The 17205-nt window shown below is 67.8% G+C and carries 17 protein-coding genes and 2 pseudogenes; 14 read left to right on the top strand and 5 right to left on the bottom strand.

Going from position 1 to position 17205, the window contains the following annotated elements:
* Positions 1–149 precede the first annotated feature (149 nt).
* The 7 genes and pseudogenes from IPK27_10420 to IPK27_10390 all read left to right on the top strand — a co-directional run bounded on the left by IPK27_10420 (position 150) and on the right by IPK27_10390 (position 5759).
* Positions 150–656 carry a hypothetical protein gene (locus IPK27_10420; protein ID MBK8068015.1) on the top strand — a complete coding sequence of 169 codons (507 nt, stop codon included), beginning with the start codon at positions 150–152 and terminating at the stop codon, positions 654–656.
* Positions 656–1241 (top strand): annotated as a pseudogene (maf, locus tag IPK27_10415) (septum formation protein Maf). The gene IPK27_10420 and the pseudogene maf overlap by 1 nt, the downstream one beginning before the upstream one ends.
* A gap of 17 nt (positions 1242–1258) precedes the next feature.
* Positions 1259–2206: an AAA family ATPase gene (locus IPK27_10410; GenBank protein MBK8068014.1), complete on the top strand. Its 948-nt coding sequence runs from the start codon at positions 1259–1261 to the stop codon at positions 2204–2206.
* Positions 2207–2657: 451 nt separating this feature from the next.
* The gene (locus IPK27_10405) at positions 2658–3224 is read left to right on the top strand and encodes a DUF58 domain-containing protein (protein ID MBK8068013.1); all 567 of its coding nucleotides are present in this window, start codon (positions 2658–2660) and stop codon (positions 3222–3224) included.
* A complete protein-coding gene (locus IPK27_10400; protein ID MBK8068012.1) occupies positions 3205–4176 on the top strand; it encodes a DUF3488 domain-containing protein in 972 nt (323 codons plus the stop codon). Before IPK27_10405 ends, IPK27_10400 begins: the two co-directional genes overlap by 20 nt.
* The gene (locus IPK27_10395; protein MBK8068011.1) at positions 4173–5132 is read left to right on the top strand and encodes a transglutaminase domain-containing protein; all 960 of its coding nucleotides are present in this window, start codon (positions 4173–4175) and stop codon (positions 5130–5132) included. The genes IPK27_10400 and IPK27_10395 overlap by 4 nt, the downstream gene beginning before the upstream one ends.
* A gap of 105 nt (positions 5133–5237) precedes the next feature.
* Positions 5238–5759 (top strand): Slp/YeaY family lipoprotein, encoded by a 522-nt coding sequence (locus tag IPK27_10390; protein ID MBK8068010.1) that lies wholly within the window; start codon positions 5238–5240, stop codon positions 5757–5759.
* Between the two features lie 225 nt (positions 5760–5984).
* Here IPK27_10390 and IPK27_10385 read toward each other — a convergent pair.
* Positions 5985–6571, bottom strand: a pseudogene (locus IPK27_10385) (NfuA family Fe-S biogenesis protein).
* Positions 6572–6643: 72 nt separating this feature from the next.
* Here IPK27_10385 and IPK27_10380 point away from each other — a divergent pair.
* The 4 genes from IPK27_10380 to IPK27_10365 all read left to right on the top strand — a co-directional run bounded on the left by IPK27_10380 (position 6644) and on the right by IPK27_10365 (position 10675).
* Complete coding sequence (locus tag IPK27_10380) at positions 6644–6991, top strand: 4a-hydroxytetrahydrobiopterin dehydratase (GenBank protein MBK8068009.1); 348 nt, start codon at positions 6644–6646, stop codon at positions 6989–6991.
* The gene (locus IPK27_10375; GenBank protein ID MBK8068008.1) at positions 6991–8484 is read left to right on the top strand and encodes a hypothetical protein; all 1494 of its coding nucleotides are present in this window, start codon (positions 6991–6993) and stop codon (positions 8482–8484) included. Before IPK27_10380 ends, IPK27_10375 begins: the two co-directional genes overlap by 1 nt.
* Positions 8485–8649: 165 nt before the next feature.
* Positions 8650–9579 carry a triacylglycerol lipase gene (locus IPK27_10370; GenBank protein MBK8068007.1) on the top strand — a complete coding sequence of 310 codons (930 nt, stop codon included), beginning with the start codon at positions 8650–8652 and terminating at the stop codon, positions 9577–9579.
* A 61-nt stretch (positions 9580–9640) separates the two neighbouring features.
* Positions 9641–10675, top strand: coding sequence for a hypothetical protein (locus tag IPK27_10365; GenBank protein MBK8068006.1), 1035 nt, complete (start codon positions 9641–9643; stop codon positions 10673–10675).
* A gap of 265 nt (positions 10676–10940) precedes the next feature.
* Here IPK27_10365 and mtnA read toward each other — a convergent pair whose 3' ends face one another.
* Complete coding sequence (gene mtnA, locus IPK27_10360) at positions 10941–11984, bottom strand: S-methyl-5-thioribose-1-phosphate isomerase (protein ID MBK8068005.1); 1044 nt, start codon at positions 11982–11984, stop codon at positions 10941–10943.
* Between the two features lie 171 nt (positions 11985–12155).
* Between mtnA and IPK27_10355 the strand changes: the two genes are divergently transcribed.
* Positions 12156–12935 (top strand): GntR family transcriptional regulator, encoded by a 780-nt coding sequence (locus tag IPK27_10355; GenBank protein ID MBK8068004.1) that lies wholly within the window; start codon positions 12156–12158, stop codon positions 12933–12935.
* Positions 12936–13130: 195 nt separating this feature from the next.
* On the opposite strand, the gene IPK27_10350 is transcribed toward IPK27_10355, so the two are convergent.
* Positions 13131–13718, bottom strand: coding sequence for a DUF3011 domain-containing protein (locus tag IPK27_10350; GenBank protein ID MBK8068003.1), 588 nt, complete (start codon positions 13716–13718; stop codon positions 13131–13133).
* Between the two features lie 104 nt (positions 13719–13822).
* Positions 13823–14323: a hypothetical protein gene (locus IPK27_10345; GenBank protein MBK8068002.1), complete on the bottom strand. Its 501-nt coding sequence runs from the start codon at positions 14321–14323 to the stop codon at positions 13823–13825.
* Between the two features lie 167 nt (positions 14324–14490).
* On the opposite strand from IPK27_10345, the gene IPK27_10340 reads away from it, so the two are divergent.
* Positions 14491–14751, top strand: coding sequence for a hypothetical protein (locus tag IPK27_10340; protein MBK8068001.1), 261 nt, complete (start codon positions 14491–14493; stop codon positions 14749–14751).
* A 133-nt stretch (positions 14752–14884) separates the two neighbouring features.
* On the opposite strand, the gene IPK27_10335 is transcribed toward IPK27_10340, so the two are convergent.
* Positions 14885–16729: a type II/IV secretion system protein gene (locus IPK27_10335; GenBank protein ID MBK8068000.1), complete on the bottom strand. Its 1845-nt coding sequence runs from the start codon at positions 16727–16729 to the stop codon at positions 14885–14887.
* 120 nt (positions 16730–16849) lie between these two features.
* Here IPK27_10335 and IPK27_10330 point away from each other — a divergent pair, with 120 nt between their 5' ends.
* A complete protein-coding gene (locus tag IPK27_10330; GenBank protein ID MBK8067999.1) occupies positions 16850–17194 on the top strand; it encodes a RidA family protein in 345 nt (114 codons plus the stop codon).
* Positions 17195–17205: the final 11 nt, after the last annotated feature.

Here is a 17205-nt window from a genome sequence, read left to right as displayed (position 1 = left end):
ATCGTAGGCGGGTCCGCCGCCAGTGTCAATCTGCTGGCCGGTTTTCGTTCAGAGCTCGCCAGGTTTCCGGATTGCGACCGCCTCGACGATTCCTCAACGTCGTCCGAGGCAGGCTGCATAATCGGCCAGTCGATCGACGGAAGCCCCGCATGTTGTTGAAGAGCCTGATCGTCGCGCTGACCTTGGCCACGCTGGTGGTCGTCTGGCTGCTGTGGCGATTGCTGCAACTGCGCCGGCGCCAGGACCATCTGCACCGCATCATGGACAGCGCCGACGCGCTCGAACGCGAGTTGCACGCCTGCCGCGAGCGCATGCAGACGATGCACCGCTGGGTGTCCACCCTGCCCAGCACCATCACCAGCCAGGCGCTCGCCTCGCTGAACCTCGACCCCCTGGTACAGAAGGCCCTGCGCGATCTGCTGCAGCAGCGCCTGTGGCTGCGCGACCACGGCGACACCGCACCCTTGTCGCAGCTCAAGCGCACGCGCGAAGACATGGAACGCTCGCGCCGCACCCTGGCGGAAAACATGGACAAGCTGGAGGCGGCCGGCGAGGAACTCGCGGCGGCCTCGTCGGAGTCGCATCCGGTGTCGGCGCTGATCGCGAGCGCCTACGGCATCGGCGGCAGCGAGCCCAAGCCGCCGACGCTGCACTGATGCCGCCGCGCCGGGTGGTCCTGGCGTCCGGATCGCGCTACCGCCGCGAACAGCTCGTGCGGCTGGGCCTGGCGGTGGAGTGCCGCACGCCGGAGATCGACGAGTCCGCCGCTGGCAGGCGAACTGCCGCGCGACACCGCCACCCGCCTGGCGCTGGCCAAGGCCCGCGCGGTCGCGCCGCATTATCCCGACGCACTGGTGATCGGCAGCGACCAGGTCGCCGAATGCGCCGGCCGCGCGCTCGGCAAGCCCGGCAGTGCCGATGCGCAGCAGGCGCAGCTGATGTCCTGCAGCGGCCGGGAACTTCGCTTTCACACTGCGCTCGCAATACTCGATGCCGTGACCGGGAATGCCGGCGTGCACCTCGACCTGACCGTGTGCACGATGCGCGTGCTGTCCGCCGGGGCGATTGCGCGCTACGTGGCCGCGGAACCGGCCTTCGACTGCGCTGGTGGCTTCAAGGTCGAGGGCCGCGGAATCGCCTTGTTCGAAGCGATCCGCAGCGAGGATCCGAGCGCCCTGATCGGCTTGCCGCTGATCGCGTTGTGTCGGATGCTCGACGCGGCCGGCATCGTCCTACCCTGAACCTGCTGGAGCCACCGATGCCCGCCGACGCCGCCGCGCAAGCCAAGGACCTGATCGCCCCGCTGCACGCCGCCGAGACCCAGGTCAACGCGGTGGTGCTGGGCAAGGCGCACGAGGTCCGGCTGGCGCTGGTGTGCCTGCTGGCCGGCGGTCACTTGCTGCTGGAAGATCTGCCGGGCGTGGGCAAGACCACCCTGGCGCAGGCGCTGGCAGCCGCCTTCGACTTGAAGTTCGGCCGCGTCCAGTTCACCTCCGACCTGCTGCCGGCCGACCTGATCGGCGTGTCGGTGTTCGATCCCGAGCGGCGCCGTTTCGACTTCCACCCCGGGCCGATCTTTGCGCAGATGCTGCTGGCGGACGAGATCAACCGCGCCACGCCCAAGTTGCAGAGCGCCCTGCTGGAAGCGATGGCCGAGCAGCAGGTGACGGTGGACGGCGTCAGCCACCGGCTGCCGGAGCCCTTCGTGGTGATCGCCACGCAGAACCCGCTGGAGCAGAGCGGCACCTTCCCGCTGCCCGAGTCGCAACTCGACCGCTTCATGTTCTCGCTCAACCTGGGCTATCCGGACGAGCGGGCGGAAAAGGCGCTACTCGGCGCGCGCGAGCGCCGCGCGCTGATCGGCGACCTGAAGCCCTTGCTCAGCGGCGAGCGCCTGGCGCAACTGCGCGACGCGGCACTCGCGCTGCACGCAAGCCCGGCCGCGATCGACTATGCCTACGCGCTGATCGCCGCCACCCGCAGCGACCGCCGCGTGCGCATCGGGCTCTCGCCGCGCGCCGGCATCGCACTCCTGCGCGCGGCGCGCGCGCACGCGCTGCTCGCCGGTCGCACCCATGTGCTGCCCGAGGACCTGCAGGCGGTGTTCGTCGCCGTGGCGCGCCACCGCTTGCTGCTGAACGCCGACGCCAGCGGCGACGGCACCTCGGTGGCGCGCGATGTGCTCGCCCAGGTGGCGATCCCCTGAGCGCACCGATGGCTGCGCCGGGCCGCTTCGCAAGCAGCAGCGCGCCCCGCCCTGGCTGGCGCGAGCGGGCCTGGCGCGAGCTCGACCGGCGCCTGCCCAACCTGACCCGGCGGCATCGCAACGAGCGCCTGCCGATCACGCTGAACCAGCGCCGGGTTTACATCGTGCCGAGCGGCTTCGGACTGTTCTTTGCGGCAATGATGCTGGCGATCCTCGCCGGCGCGCTGAACTACAACAACAATGGCGCGCTGCTGTTCGGGCTGCTGGCGGTCAGCCTGGGCGCAATCTCGATGCTGCAGACCTTCCGCAACCTGGACCGCCTGAGCCTGGTCCAGATCAGCGCCGATCCGGTGCACGCCGGCGATCCGCTGCACCTCAGTTTCCATCTGCGCGCCGAGGACGCGCGCACGCGCTTCGCCGTGACCTGTCGCTCGACGGCGAGCAGCGCCACGTGGAGATCGCGCCCGGCAGCACCACCCAGGTCGAGTTCGCGTTGCCCACCGCCATCCGCGGCTGGTATGCGCCGGAGCCGGTGCGCATTTCGACCACCTGGCCATTCGGCCTCTTCTACGCCTGGAGCTGGCTGCATTCGGACCTGCGCGTGCTGGTGTATCCGCGCGCCGAGAATCCGCCTGCGCCGCTGCCGAAAACCCCGGATCACGGCCGCGTCGGCGGCGCCGATCCTGGCGATGAGGACTTGCGCTCGCTGCGCGAGTACCAGCCGGGCGATCCGCTGCGGATGGTGGCATGGAAGGCCAGCGCGCGCACCGGTGAGCTGCTGGTGCGGCAACTGGAGGCGCCGCAGGCGCGCGAAACCATATTCGACCTGACCCGGATCCAGGGCCTGGGACTCGAGGAGCGGCTGTCGCGCCTGACCCGCTGGGTGCTCGAAGCCGAACGCGCCGGCATCCGCTATCGGTTGATGCTGCCTGGTCTTGCGCTGGGCCCGGACCTCGGACCCGCGCACCGACTGCGCGCACTCAAGGCACTTGCCCTGCATGCGCTCCCCGGTCCTTGAACCGCGCCAGTTCGACTGGATGCTGGCGGCCTTCGCTGCGACGCTGGCGGCACACCTGTTGTGGCTGCCTGGCTGGTACTCGGCAACGCTGGTCGCCATCGTGCTGGCGCGCTGGCTGCAGCGGCGCGCCTATGCGCGCGCCTGGCCGGCGTGGATCAAGCTGCCGCTGCTGATGATGGTGCTCGGCCTGGTGGTGGTCGAGTTCGGCAATCCGTTTGCACGACAGGCAGGAACCGCGGCACTCGTCGGCCTGAGTGCCCTCAAGCTCATCGAATCCGAGCGTCGCCGCGACGGCCTGTTGATCATGACTGTCTCGTTGTTCCTGGTCAGCGTGCAGTTCCTGTTCAACGAGGGAATCGGCGTCACGCTGTACATGGTGCTGCCGACCCTGCTGGTGTTCCTGGCGCTGAACGAGATTGCCGCGCCCCCGGGCACCCGGGGCGGGCTGGCGCAGCAGTTGGGCTCGCTCGGCCGCGAGTTCCTGCTGTTGCTGGCGGTGGTGCTGCCCTTGACCTTGTTCCTGTTCCTCTCGGTGCCGCGCCTGTCGGAGCCGCTTTGGGGCACCCGCGAGAACCAGTGGGAGTCGCGCACCGGCCTGTCGGACACCATGAGTCCAGGCAGCATCAGCGAACTGATCGCCGACGACACCCCGGTGTTCCGTGTCAGCTTTCCCGACGGCTCGCCGGCGAAGCGCTCGATGTACTGGCGCGGCCCGGTGCTGTGGAGCTTCGATGGCCAGACCTGGCGAATCGAGCCGCGCCTGGCCAATCCCAACGACCCCACCGGCCGCGAGATCGGGCCACAGCCGGGCGCGCCCGGCGATGTGCGTTATCAGGTCATGCTCGAACCGACCGACCGCCGCTGGCTGCATACCCTCGACTTCGCGACCGGTTTTCCCGCCGATGCCAGCCGTTCGCTGGAGGGCACCGTCAGACCCGCAGCCAGCGGGTGAGTACGCTCTACGTGTTTGACGCTGCGTCGCGCCTGGACCAGCCGGTGCCGCTCGACGCCTTCCCCTCGCTGCAGCGCCAGCTCGGCCTGCAGTTGCCGGACCGGCTGAATCCGCGCACGCGCGAACTCGGCGCAGGATGGCGCAGCGAGCTTGGCGACAATCCGACGGCACTGGCCAACCGCGCGCTCGCACACATCCGCAGCGAAGGTTTCGCCTACACCCTGAGCCCGCCGCCACTGGTGGGCGCGCATCGCATGGACGAATTCCTGTTCGAGACCCGCGAAGGCTTTTGCGAGCATTACGCAGCGGCATTCGTGGTGCTGATGCGCAGCGCGGGCGTCCCCGCGCGGGTGGTCACCGGCTACCTGGCGGGGCCTTACAACCTGATCGGCAATTACTGGGTGGTCCGCAATTCCGATGCGCATGCCTGGGCCGAGATCCTGATCGGCGGCAATGCCTGGGTCCGGATCGACCCGACCAGCGCCATCGCACCGGACCGCGTCAATCGGTCCGGAACGGCATCGATGGTGGATACCTTCGGTGACCTCCGAGTGGCTGCGCGCGCTGCGCGACCGGGCGGATGCCGTACAGGCCTGGTGGAACCGCAACATGGTGCGTTTCGACAGCCTGCGCCAGCAGAGCCTGTTCGCCGCACTGGGCTTCGATCCTTCCGACTGGCGCCACATGGCCGCCTGGATCGGCGGCGGCCTGGCTCTGTTCGGTGCACTGACCGCAGGCATTTTCTGGCTGCAGCGTCGGCGCCAGCCCGGCGATCCGGCGCTGGGCCTTTACCGCCGCTTCGTTCGCGAGTTGAACCGTCACGGCATCAGCGCGGGGCATGCCGAAGGCGCGGGCGACCTGGGGCGGCGCGCGTCACGGGCGCTGCCGGCTCTGGCGAATCAGATCGCCCGAGTGGTCGCCGCCTACGAAGCCTCGCGCTATGGCGTCGCCGGTGACCAGTCTTTGCCACAGCTTCGCCAAGCGGTTCAGGCTTTCCGCACGGCATCGCGCAGCCAGCCGCGCTAGGATTGAGCAAGTACGGGATCCCGACGGCAACCGCCATGAATCGCAAGACTCTCGCCTCCGCGCTCGGCCTGACCCTGCTCGCCGGCTGCGCCACCGCACCGCAACCGCTGCGCGGCGAATTCGCCGAGATCGCCCCGGAAGCCGCCGACCAGCCTGCGGGCAATCTGCGCTGGGGCGGCCGCGTGATCGATGTGCTGCCCGCAGCCAACGAAACTTGTCTGGAGGTACTCGGCATGCCCCTCGACGCCCGCGCCCGCCCGCGCGACCTCGACGCCGACATCGGCCGCTTCCGTGCGTGCAAGTCCGGTTTCCTCGATCCGGCCGTGTTTGTCCCGGGGCGCGAGGTCACCGTGACCGGACGGGTCGAAGCACGTGCACAGCGGCAGATCGGCGAGTACAGCTACGACATGCCGCAGCTGCGCGTCGACACCCTGTTCCTGTGGCCCGAACGTCCTGCCATCGAGGACATCCGCATCCACCAGGATCCGTTCCTCGGCATCTGGCCGTGGCTGCCGGGGCCGGTGATCGTGTATCCGGGACCCAGGCGGCAGCGGTAGGTTGTGGGCTGGTTGTGGGTTGTGGGTTGTGGGTTGTGGGTTGTGGGTTGTGGGTTGTGGGTTGTGGGCAGCGAAACTCGCAATCCGCGACGCCTTTGGGAGCCGACTCTGTCGGCCATCTTTCCCATCGGCCGCCAGCAAATGATCGCGGCTGAAGCCCTCCCCCGCTGCCCGCAACCACCACCACAACCGGCCACCAACCCACCAACAACCCACACCCGCCCGTCACCCCTTGCGGAAATACGGATTCTTGCCGCTGGCGTGGTCGGTGACGTCGCGCACGGCGGTGACCTCGGGGATGCGTTCGCGCAGGGTCTTGAGCACGCCGTGCTGCAGGGTGGCGCTGACCTGGCCGCAGCCGTGGCAGCCACCGCCGAATTGCAGCACCACTTCGCCGTCGGCGGTGACCTCGACCAGGCTCACGCGCCCGCCGTGGCCAGCGACGCCGGGGTTGATCTCGGTGTCGAGCACATAACGCACGCGCTCGACCAGGCTGGCCTCGGCGCCGGGCAACTGGCCTTTCAGCTTGGGCGCGCGGATGGTCAACTGGCCGCCGCCGCGCTGCTGCTCGTAGCTGATGCTGACGTTGTCCAGCCATGGCGCGCTGGCGGCGTCGACGTAGATCGAGAAATCGGCGCAGTCGATCACGTAGTCGTCATCGCGCGCATCGCCGCCTCGCAGAATTCCAGCCGGCAGTCGCCCGCCGGGGTTCCGGGCTTGATCGCCAGCAGGCGGATGCCGAGGTCAGGCACACCCTGCTGCGCGATCAGCTTGCTGAAGTATTCGCGTGCGCTGTCACCGAGTTCGATCATGGGGGCGAAGGTCTCTGGTTGCCTGCTCTGTATCATGCCAGCGAGGGAATGAACCCACTCCGGAGTGTGCCGATGACGCCTTTGTCCGACCAGCATTGCGTACCACGTCGCGGAGAGGCGCACCGCCTGCCGCATCCGGAGGTGCAGCGCTTGCTCTCCGAACTGCCTCATTGGACCCTGCGCAGCGACGGCAATTCGATCTCGCGGCACTACAAGTTCGCCGATTTTCTTGCCGCGGTCGCCTTCGTCAACGCACTTGCCGACATCGCCGAGGCCGAGGACCACCATCCCGACCTGGAGGTGGGTTATGGCCGCTGCGTGGTGCATTTCAACACCCACGACGTCGGCGGGTTGTCGCTGAACGACTTTATCTGCGCCGCAAAGGCCGACCGCCTGCACGCTGCCCAGGCCGCGCGCTGATGCGGCACCTGCTCGGCGCGCTGCTGTTTGCGGCGGCCGCCTGGCTGATCGCCCAATGCGCGCTGGATCACTTCCTGATGGCGCAAGGCAGCGCCGAAATTGCGCGCGCAGCGCGCGGTGAAAGCCGACTGGGCTTCGAATTCGACCGCGCCCGCGACCTGATCGGCGGCGCCATCGACAACGCCTCGATGCTGCCCGAGGAACCCGGCGTGGTGCGCGCGCGGCTGCCCGACGGACGCGGCAATGTGCGCCTGAATCTGCGCGGCCTCGCGCTGGATGCACGGCGCTTCCGGGCACTGCACCTGCGCCTAGAAGTCAGCGCCCGAGCCACGCTGTCGCTGATCTTCGATGAGCCTGGCCAGTTACGGCAATGGACCCAGCGGCTCGAGCTGGCGCCAGGGTGGAACGTGTTGCATGCACAACTGTCGGATCTGGACTGGGTAGCCCATTCCGGTGGCCAACGGGGGCACTGGGGCGGCACCAGCGGCCGCGTCGGCGAGTTCCGCTTGTACTTGTCCGGCGCACCGGGTCTCGAGGTCGCCCTGGACCATCTGCGCTTCCTCGAAGCCCCATCGGGCAGGCCCACGGCAGCGATCGAGTGGGTCGACACCGGGACCGCCCAGCAGATGCTCGACGGCGGTGGCATCGACCGGCCAGCCCGCCTCGGCGTGCTGCTCGATGTCGGCAGTGCCACACCAGAACGCAGCCTCGAACTGCGCGAGCGCTTGCGCGCGCTGGACGCCGAAGTGCTGTTCTGGCCGGCGTGGCGCGGCGTGCCGGATGCCGGGTCGACCGCGTCGGCACAGGTGCCCGACGGCTGGTCGCCCGGTTGGATCAGTGTGGCGGTTTACGCGGGGCTGGCGCTGGCCTGGCGCCTGCGCCGTCGCACGCATCGTCGCGGCGACGCTGCCATCGAACTGCTGCTTGGACACGCGCCGCTGCTGGCGCTGACCTTGGGCCTGGGTCTGGCTGAGCAGCCCTCGCCCACCGCGCTGACCTGGCTCAGCGTTGCTCTCGCCTTCCAGCTGTCCGGGCTGCGCGTCGGAGGTTCTCAGTGGGCCGGCACGGCGGCCGCTTGGCGCGCGGTCGCGGGATACTCGCTGCCCGCTGCGCTCGCCTTGCTGCTGATCGCAGGAGGGCTGGGACACTGGCAAGCACCCGGCCTGGAGCGGGTCACCCTGTACATCCCCTTCGTGCTGCTGCAGCAGGCGCTCTTGCTCGGTTTCCTGCTTCCGCAGTCGCGGCGGCTGGCCGGCGCGCACGGCGCCACCCTGGCGACCGCCCTGTTCGCGCTCGCACACGCGCCGAACTTCACCCTGATGTGCCTGACCTGGCTGATCGGCGGGCGCTGGATCGCCAGTTACCACCGCCACCGCAGCTGGCTGCCGATCCTGGCCTCGCACTACGTCCTCGGCCTGCTGGCGATCACCTGCCTGCCGCTCGGCTGGCTGCACTCGGCGGAGGCCGGGCTGCGCTTTTTCCAGGTCAGGTGACAGTCGTGCGTCGCCGCGCATGGGTCCATCGCGTCACAAACTGACAAAGATGAATCAAAGCTGACCCATTGCTTACTCCATACGCTACCGTATAGTCTTCACCTGCCTGCTGGGGAGCAGGCGCGCCGGCGGCGCATCCACAGTTTTTCGGGGGAGGGGTTCAACATGGTCCGTTCGTTTGTCCGCGCTACCTTGCTGCTGCTGGCGCTCGCCTTGGCTGCGCCCAGCCATGCGCAATCGACTTACACCAAGACGCGCCATCCGATCGTGCTGGTGCACGGGTTGCTCGGCTTCGACAGCCTGTTCGGCATTTACGACTACTTCTACGGCCTGCCGTCCGAACTGCGTTCCGGCGGCGCCAAGGTCTACATCGCGAACGTCTCGTCGAGCAACTACAGCGAGGTGCGCGGCGAGCAGCTGATCCGCTACCTCGACCACCTGCGCGCCACCTACGGCCACGCCAAGGTCAACCTGATCGGCCACAGCCACGGCGGCCCGACCGCTCGCTATGTCGCCTCGGTGCGCCCGGACCTGGTGGCATCGATGACCAGCGTCGGCAGCCCGCACACCGGCAGCAAGGTGGCCGACGGCCTGCGCACCGCCGCCGCGCCCGGCTCGGCCCTCGAGACCATCCTGGCCGGCTTCGTCAACGCGCTCAGCATGTTCATCGAGTTCCTGTCCGGCGATGACGATCCGCAGAACGCCCTCGGCGCGCTCGCATCGCTGAATTCCGCCGGTGCCGCGACTTTCAACAGCCACCATCCGCAGGGCAAGCCGACGACCAGCTGCGGCCAGGGCGCGAGCGTGGTCAACAACGTGCGCTATTACTCGATGGGCGGCACCAGCGTGCTGACCAATGTGTTCGATGCCTCCGATGCGATGCTCGGTGCCGGCGCCCTGTTCTTCGGCTTCGAGCAGAACGATGGCCTGGTCGGCAAGTGCTCCAGCCACTGGGGCGTGGTCCTGCGCGACGACTACGGCTGGAACCATCTCGACGAGGTCAACCAGATCCTCGGCCTGCGTGGGCTGTTCGCTTCCAGCCCGGCCTCGGTCTACCGCGCCCAGGCCAACCGGCTGAAGAACGCCGGACTGTAACCGTCCTCGAAGAGCCCGGCGAATGCCGGGCTTTTCGCATCCGCCCCGGGAATCCGCGACGATGAGCAGGAATGCGCGCCTCGGCCTGACGATGCTTGCGGCGATCGCCCTGGCCACGCTGCTGGCCCTGCGTTCTCCCGACCGGGATCCGGCGGCCGTCGATGCAGGCGCGCGGGTCGGCGAGGCCCAGCCCACGCCGGGCGCAGCCCCAGGCACTGCACCGCCCTCGCCACCCGAGCCCGCGGCGACCGCCGGCCGCGACCCGCCGGCGGCGCTTCCGGCGGACGTTCCGGACCTGCCGAACTCCCTGCAAGGCACCGAGAGCGATGGCGGGGTGACCCTGGACGCCAGCGGCCGCCTGGTGCCGGATCTTGCGCTGCGGCGGCTGTTCGACCACTTCCTCAGCAGCATCGGCGAGCGCTCCATCGACCAGATCCGCGCCTTGCTCGCAGCACGCCTCGATCAGATCACGACGCCCGAAGGCAAGCGCCAGGCCCAGGAGGTCTTCGAGCGCTACCTGCGTTACCTCGAGGCCGTCGACGGCTCGGCCGCGCGCCTGGAACAGCTGCCCCTGCGCGAGCGCCTGGCGATGCTGCGCGACCTGCGCCGGCAACATCTCGGCAGCGAGATGGCGGGCGCCTTCTTCGGCGACGAGGAGGCCTACCAGCAATACACCCTGGACACGCGCGATCTGGCGGACGACACCACCTTGAGCGCCGACGAGCGCGCCGCGCGCCAGCGCGAGCTGACCTCCGCGCTGCCGGAAGCCGTGCGCCAGCCGCTGCTGGAGCAACAGCGCGTGGAGTCCGACCTGGCCGACGCGCAGGCCATCGAGACCCTCGCCAGCGACGCCGACGAGCGCCACCGCTTGCGCGTGCAGCGCTACGGCGAGGAGGCCGCCGCACGGATGGAGCTGCTCGACCGCGAACGCGCCGCCTGGGATGCGCGCATCGCCGCCTACCAGGCCGAGCGCGCCCGCCTGTCCTCGCTGGATGCCGCCCGACGCCAGGCCGCACTCGACGAATACCTCGCGCGCAACTTCAACGAAGCCGAGCAGCGGCGCATCCGCTCGCTGCAGGACGTCGGCGAGTTGTAGCGGCGGCGAGCGCGCGGCCGAACATTGTTCGATGTCTATGAAGCAAAAGACATTTGTCCGCAAAAGACGCAAAGGACGCAAAGTAGAGCCAATTCCATTGCCGGATCTGCGCGGAGATGGGAATGCTGCGCAACCCGAGACGCTCTTACTCTCTTTGCGTCCTTTGCGTCCTTTGCGTCCTTTGCGTCCTTTTCCTTCTTTGCGTCCTTTGCGGACAAGAATCAGGCAAGGGTACGCAACAGTTCGTGGCGCGAATGCGCCCTGCTCAGGCCAACGCCCGCATCCGCTCCACATCCGGTCGCTCCATCGCCCCCTTCTCGGTGACGATCACATCGACCAGCGCCGCCGGCGTCACGTCGAAGACCGGATTCCAGGCATCGATCCCGGGCGCCGCCACGCGGATGCCCGCGTACTCGGTCAGCTCGCGCGGATCGCGTTCCTCGATGTGGATGCGATCGCCGCTGGGCGTGGCGAAATCGACCGTGGAGGTCGGTGCCACCACCATCACTTTCGCCCCGAAGTGCTTCGCGGCGATCGCCAGCGACAGCGTGCCGATCTTGTTCGCGGTGTCGCCGTTGGCGCAGATGCGGTCCGCGCCGACGATCACCCAGTGGGTGTGCCCCTGCGCCAACAGCCAGGCGCCGGCGCCGTCGGCGATCAGCTTCGCGGGGATGCCATCCTGCTGCAGCTCGTACACGGTCAGCCGGGCGCCCTGCAGCCAGGGGCGGGTCTCGCCCGCATGCACCTGCGCCAGCTTGCCCTGTGCAAAAGCGGCGCGGATCACGCCAAGCGCCGTACCGAGGCCCGCAGTGGCCAGCGAGCCCGTGTTGCAGTGGGTCAGCACCCCGCTGCCCGGCTGGATGTAGCCAGCGCCGGTCATGGCCATGCGGTAGTTCGCCGCAAGGTCTTCGGCCTCGATCGCGCGCGCCTGCCCGAGCACCGCGTCCGGCTGCGGATCGGCGCCGCAGGCCGCCAGCATACGGTCCACCGCCCACATCAGGTTCACCGCGGTCGGGCGCGCCGCACGGAGCATCCCCGCCGCCGCGGCGAATCCCGCGACCCGCTCGGACAGCGGCCCTGACGCGAGTGCGCGCGCGGCGAGCACCAGGCCATAACCGGCGGCGATGCCGATCGCCGGCGCACCGCGCACGATCAGCGCGCGGATCGATTCCGCGACCGCAGCAGCGTCCGCCATCGGCAGCCAGTCGCTGCGCTGCGGCAGCGCCCGCTGGTCGAGCAGGTAGAAACCGTCCGCATCGAAGCGCAGCGCCCGCACGCGGTCGAAGGGAGCCAGCAGTTCGGAAGTCATGGATTTTTTCACTCGATTGGTGGCAGTCTCCGCGCCGCGCGGCGGGGGCCGCGTACGAGGCACTGACCAGGGGAATTTACGAAGGCGGACAGCACAATGCCGTCCGCGGTCAGGATCGCCACCGAAAATCAGCTACGATCAAAGCCACTCCCGGCTTGCGAGCGAACCCGCATGCGCCTGTTCAACGCCGAGGATCGCGCCAACCTGCGCCCGGATCAACCGGCGCCGCTTTACCACCAGTTGTACCTGGTGGTGAAGCGCAAGATCGAAGGCGGCCACCTGCGCCAGGGAACGCTGCTGCCCGCGGAGAAGGAGATCGCTCTCTTCTTCAACATTTCGCGGATCACGGTCAAGCGTGCGCTGGATGACCTGGAGGCCGAAGGCTATGTCTCGCGCCACCGCGGGCGCGGCACCCACGTCACCTACAAGTACGAACCCAAGGTTCTGCGCGCGCCGCTGAACAACCTCCTCGAAAGCCTCGCGGTGATGGGCCGCGAGACCCAGGTCAGGCTGATCGAATTCAGCCGCGTCACGCCGCCACCACAAGTCGCCGAAGCGCTGCGCAGCTCTCCCGACACCCTGGTCGAGCGGGCAACCCGGTTGCGCCTCCGCGAAGGCGTGCCATTCGCGCATTACCTCAGCTGGACGCTACCGATCGGCCCCGGACTGGATCCTGAAGGCCTCAAGACCGCCAGCCGCCTGGACCTGTTCCGACGCCTCGGGATCCACCTGAAGGAAATCGACCAGGTGATCACCGCGGTCGCGGCCGACACCACCCTGGCGCAGCGTCTGGTAGTGCGCGTCGGCGATCCTTTGCTGCAGGTGATCCGCATCGCCAGCGACCAGCGCGGCCGCCCGATCGATTACCTGATCAGCTGCTACCGCCCTGACCGCTTCCAGTACCACATGAAGATGTCGGCGGACGACGTGATGGTGCGCGGCAAGCGCTAGGAGCGGTGTTGGTATGGGTTTTTGGTGTTGGTCATGTGCCGCACCCTCGCGCCACCTGCTTCGTCCAGCACCAATACCAACAACCAACACCGCTTCACGTCCATCACCTCGTTGATGGGAGTTTGCATGTTGGCCACGCGCTGCACCCCGCGCCGCCGGCTTCTTCCAACACCAACACCAGCAACCAACACCGCTTCATTCGTAGATCACGAACTCTGCGCGGCACCCGCCGTTCACCCAGATGCCGCGACGGTCGTAGCCCCAGGTTTCGCCTTCTTCGCAATAGGAATCACTGAGCTGTCGCTGGAGTTCGACGCCGCCGCGCACGCGCGCGGCACAGTGGTTGTAGCCGTGGTCACGGGATTCGCAGCGGATCACGTAGCCAGCGCTGGTCGGATAGCTGTCGGGCAGGCCGCGGTCGTACTCGCGCTCGTAGCCCCGGTCATAACCACGTCCTCGCCCGCGCCCGCGGCCGCGGACCAGCGCAAACTCGGCGCGGCAACCACCACTGACCCAGACCCCGCGACCGTCCCAGCCCCAGGTGCGACCCTCGACACAGGAGGTCCGGCTGAGCTGGTTCACAAGCACCACGCCGCCATGCGCGTCCACATCGCAGTACTCCTGCCTGCGGTCATGCGATTCGCAGGTGAAGACCTCATCGTAGTCGTGATCGTAGGCCCGGCTCTCGCCCGCTACGCCCAATCCCAGCATTCCCACCATCAAGGAGGTGCACACCCAGGCCCCAATACGCATCGTCGTCGCCTTGCCAGGGATTTCGGACACTGCGGCCGCCCTGTTCGGACGCAGCGGGTGCAGTCTTCGGCAGTCTTGCTGAATCGAATGGCTGCAATCGCACGCCCTGCACGGCGTGCTTCAGATTGCGCTAATCACTCGAGATCACCCCGGTCCTGCTCCCAGGCCTGTCGCGCAGCGTTGGCCGCCTCCGGCACGAGTGCGCGCACTTCGCTGCGCAGGGCTTCCACCGCCGCTTCTTGATGCGCCACCGGATAGGCGGGCAACACGATCTTCTGGTCGCCACGGCTGAAACGCAGACGCACATGAGGACCACCTACCGGAACCCGCTGACGTTCGCGCCAGCGTGTGGTCCACAGGCCGAGCTCCTCCAGTCGCCGCGCAAGGGCCTGCTGCTGATCGCCAGTCAGGATGAACGCGTATTCGAAGCGCTGCGCTGGATCCTGCAGGTCATAGCCGAGCAGCCGCACCAGGCGACCCGACCCATCGGCTGCGATCTCGATCGACGTCGAGCGCCGATACGGCGGTGGCACCGACCCGTTGTCGGCGTCGAAACTCACCGCCACCGGCTGCAATGCCGGGGCGGTCGGCGGCATCGCCATCGCCAGCAGCGCAAGGCCCAGGGGCAAGGACATGGATGGATTCCGTCTGCCTGAATGCGCGCAGAAAGTAGCACGCCGCAGGTGTCGCAGTGCGGGCATGGCGCGCGCATGCTTCACGCAGTCCACCCGCACGGAGCGCCGCGATGAGCAATCGACGCGAATGGCTGGAACACGCCGGACTGGCACTGCTGGCAAGCCTGATGCCTGCCGCTGCGCGCGCGGAAAAGCCCGATCTTTCGCGCATCTACGGCAAGATCAAGGTGGTCGAGTCCTTTCCAGACTACAAGGTCAAGGTGGTCAGCTCCTTCGCCGACCTGCATGTGGAGGTGGTCGAGTCGTTCCCGGACAAGCCCGGCAAGTGGCAGATGGTCGAGAGCTTCCCGGACTTCAAGATCCAGTTCGTCGACAGTTTTCCCGACTTCACCATCAAGTACGTCGAGAGCTTCCCCGGCGTTCAGTAGCCCGCTGTGCCGCGCAGCGGCTCAGCGGGTGCTTGCCGCAAGGCTGGGCGGGGCCTCGCCGGTCAAGCGCTGCGCACTACCCTGACCCACGCCGGTCCGAGATTGCGGGTGCACTGTATCCGCATCCCCGCCGCTACTCGATCGGAGGCAACACGCCGAGGACTTCCTCGATCGTCGTGATGCCGCGCGCCACATGCATCGCCGCCGACAGGCGCAAGGGGCGCATGCCCTCCTTGCGTGCGGCCTCGGCGAACTTCGAGAGTTCCACGCTCGGGTGGATCATGCTGCGCAGTGTCGGCGAGATGCGAAACATCTCGTAGATGCCGGTGCGCCCCAGGTATCCGGTCTTGCGGCACTCCAGGCAACCCACCGGCGCGCCGATGCGGCTGGGCACCTCGGCGCGCCAGGGATGGCACAGCGCCTGCCACTTGATTTCATCCACCTGGGCATCGATGCGCTTGCAATGCGGACACAGGGTCCGCACCAGACGCTGCGCCATGATGCCGACGATGGTGCCCTGCAGCAGGTAGTAGGGCGCGCCCAGGTCCATCAGGCGCTGGACCGCACTCGGCGCGTCGTTGGTGTGCAGCGTGGAGAGCACCAGATGCCCGGTCAGCGCGGCCTGGATGGCCATCTGCGCGGTTTCCAGGTCGCGAATCTCGCCGACCATGATGATGTCCGGATCCTGGCGCAGCAAGGTGCGCACGCCTTCGGCAAAGCCCAGGTCGATGTTGTGCTGCACCTGCATCTGGTTGAACTCGGGCGCGATCATCTCGATCGGGTCCTCGACGGTGCAGACATTGATTTCCGGCGTCGCCAGCCGCTTCAGGGTCGAGTACAGCGTGGTGGTCTTGCCCGAGCCCGTCGGGCCGGTGACCAGCACGATCCCGTTCGGCGCCGAAATCATGTCGTCCCACAGCTTGCCCTCGCGCTCGGAGAAGCCCAGCTGCTTGAATTCCTTGACCACGATGTCGGGGTCGAAGATGCGCATCACGACCTTCTCGCCGAAGGCAGTGGGCATGGTCGACAGGCGCATCTCGACTTCCCGCCCCGAAGGACTGCGCGCCTTCAGGCGACCATCCTGTGGCCGTCGTTTCTCCGCCAGGTCCATGCGCCCGAGCACCTTGATGCGCGCGGTCACACCGACCATCACCGGCGTCGGCAGTTCGAAGGTCTTGTGCATCACGCCGTCGATGCGGAAGCGCACGTTGGAGATCTCGCGGCGCGGTTCGAGGTGGATGTCGCTGGCGCGTTGTTCGAAGGCGTACTGCAGCAGCCAGTCGACGATCTGCACGATGTGCTGGTCGTCGGCACCCAGTGTCGCGCTCTTGCCGAGTTCCAGCAGTTGTTCGAAGTTGATGATCTTGCTGCCAAGCTCGCGCGCGCCGTCCTTCTGGTCCTTGGCCTTGCGCACGCTGCGCGTGACGCCATAGAACTCCATCAGGTAGCGCGAGACGTCCAGCGGATTTGCCACCACGCATTGCACGTCCTTGCGCAGGATGTGCGTCAGGTCCGGACGCCAGCCGGTGATCATCGGCTCGCTGGTGGCGAACACCACCTGCTCGGCCGTCACCGCCACTGGCAGGATGCGGTAACGCTGCGCATACGCCTGGCCGATCACCTCGGTGACCTCGGCCATCTTGATCTTCATCGGGTCGATCTTGAAGTAGGGCAGGCCCGCCTGTTCCGCCAGCCATTCGGTCAGCGATTCCAAGGTCAGCGTCTTGCTCGCGTCACGCCCATCCTTCGGCTTGAGGTTGGCAATCACCACCAGTGGATGCAGATCCAGCCGCCCCTGACCCGATCGCGCGTCCAGCAGGATGCGGTCTCCATCTGCGGTGCCGAGCAGCCCATCCTCGATCAGCGCAGCAACCACCTGCGCCAGTATCAGCTTGTGGTTCGGCGTGAACCTCGGCGGTGCGGCGCCGCCCGTCGGCAGTTCGCGCGCGATCGTTCGCGTTTGCTTGACGGTTGACATCGTTTGCGTCCGTACTCGAATGCGAAGATGCATCCTAACCGCTTCGAGCCGGCAGTCGTGCGCTGGTCCGCACGAAGCTCGCACCCACCACGCGATCCAGGAGACTCCATGGGCAGCAAGATCATCCAGCGCTTCGATGTCGGCGCGCGCATGTCGGAGATGAGCGTCTACGACGGCATCGCGCATCTGGCTGGACAGGTGGCCGAGGATGCCAGCGCCGACGTGTCCGGCCAGACGCGTCAGGTACTTGCCTCCATCGATGCGCTGCTGGCGCGCGCAGGCAGCGACAAGACCAAGATCCTGATGGCACAGATCTACCTCTCGGACATCCGCGACTTCCCGGCGATGAACGCCGTATGGGACGCCTGGGTCGCTCAGGGTCACTGCCCACCACGCGCCACCGTCCAGGCACCGCTGGCCAAACCCGAGTGGCGGGTGGAGATTGTGGTCACGGCGGCGGTGTGAAGATCGGGTTG

The organism is Rhodanobacteraceae bacterium, from assembly GCA_016713135.1.
Lineage (GTDB): Bacteria > Pseudomonadota > Gammaproteobacteria > Xanthomonadales > SZUA-5 > JADKFD01.
Note: the sequence above shows the minus strand (reverse complement) of the source record. Positions and strands in the feature narration are given on the sequence as shown.